Source organism: Baaleninema simplex PCC 7105 (assembly GCF_000332355.1).
Taxonomy (GTDB): Bacteria; Cyanobacteriota; Cyanobacteriia; order Cyanobacteriales; family Geitlerinemataceae; genus Baaleninema; species Baaleninema simplex.
Window position 1 is genome coordinate 3,979,070 of record NZ_KB235958.1, and the last position, 1,495, is coordinate 3,980,564.

Below are 1,495 nucleotides of genomic sequence, written 5' to 3' on the forward strand. Positions count from 1 at the left end.
GGCTTGTGGCTCGCTCAGACTCAAGCGACCGAGAAGACTTTTACCGTCCGTTTCTTCCGCCTTGGCTGCCGCTGCTGTTTTGGATAAAAAATTTCCCACTTCTGGGCTAACGTGTTCTAATAGCTGATGACGGACGGTTTTTTCGATGCCAGATAGGGTTTGAATCTCTTCTGGGTCACTTCCTTCGTAGAGTAGAGCGGCAATCGCTCGAGCGTGAGCTTGAATTTGGCGACGTTTTTCAGCATCCATGAGCTAGGCTTGACTCCGACTTGGGCAACTCCTTTTAGCTTAACTCCCTTCTCTCAAACCGCTCTAAGTACTCTTACTCATTGCAAAACTGGGATGCACCCAATGCGCTTTCTGTCTTGCTTTACTTAATAAGTTTTTCTTATCACCTTGTTTTGCGAAGACCCGATTTTATTGGGTTTCAACTCAGTGTAAATCTCTGTTCTATCTTCAAACCTAACTTCTTCAGTTTCAATCCCTTGAAGGGATTTTATTGGGTTTCAACAGAACGACGGGAAACGAAAGAAGGAACAGACACGGCAGGAAGTTTCAATCCCTTGAAGGGATTTTATTGGGTTTCAACTCCAGTCACAGCGATCGCCCTTGGAGAACTACCGCGTTTCAATCCCTTGAAGGGATTTTATTGGGTTTCAACTTAGTCGAGAATCGCGACCCGGCTCCAGCGTTCGCCCAGTTTCAATCCCTTGAAGGGATTTTATTGGGTTTCAACGCCGAACTGGAAGCTCACGGCGTCCACGCGCAAGGGTTTCAATCCCTTGAAGGGATTTTATTGGGTTTCAACATTTTCCGGTCGAAGTTCCGAAAAGCTTTAAGGTTTCAATCCCTTGAAGGGATTTTATTGGGTTTCAACCTTTGCCACCGCCGGATGATGATTTGGTGATAGCTTCAGCGTTTCAATCCCTTGAAGGGATTTTATTGGGTTTCAACGCAGGTTGATAGAGCCTCCCGATAGTGTCGGGACGTTTCAATCCCTTGAAGGGATTTTATTGGGTTTCAACAGTACGCCCCTATCCTTAACGAGATGGGCTGGGTGCTGTTTCAATCCCTTGAAGGGATTTTATTGGGTTTCAACCAGGCGTTTCGCCGTTGTATTCTTCTACCGAGGTTTCAATCCCTTGAAGGGATTTTATTGGGTTTCAACCAAAAGGAGAAGAAAATGGCTCTCATTCAATTGGTTTCAATCCCTTGAAGGGATTTTATTGGGTTTCAACTCGGGAGTTTTTACAAATGCCAGTTCGTTGGCCAGTTTCAATCCCTTGAAGGGATTTTATTGGGTTTCAACTTCATAATTGATATCAATTAAGGATTACAACGAATTCGTTTCAATCCCTTGAAGGGATTTTATCGGTACTTAGGGCTTGCTGAAAAGAAGTGAAAAGCTTACGACGTAAGGCTTAGAGGAGTCTTGACGTGGCTTCGAGAACCCGAAAAAGAGGTAAAATTGGAAATTCCCGTGCATCCGGCAAGA

The 1,495-nt window shown here is 44.8% G+C and carries 1 pseudogene and 1 CRISPR repeat array; the pseudogene reads right to left on the reverse strand.

The features are described from left to right. Positions 1–249: pseudogene (locus GEI7105_RS38660) on the reverse strand (ISKra4 family transposase); the annotation flags it as partial. A gap of 225 nt (positions 250–474) precedes the next feature. Then, positions 475–1,383: a CRISPR direct-repeat array (repeat unit 37 nt; unit sequence GTTTCAATCCCTTGAAGGGATTTTATTGGGTTTCAAC). Positions 1,384–1,495 lie beyond the last annotated feature (112 nt).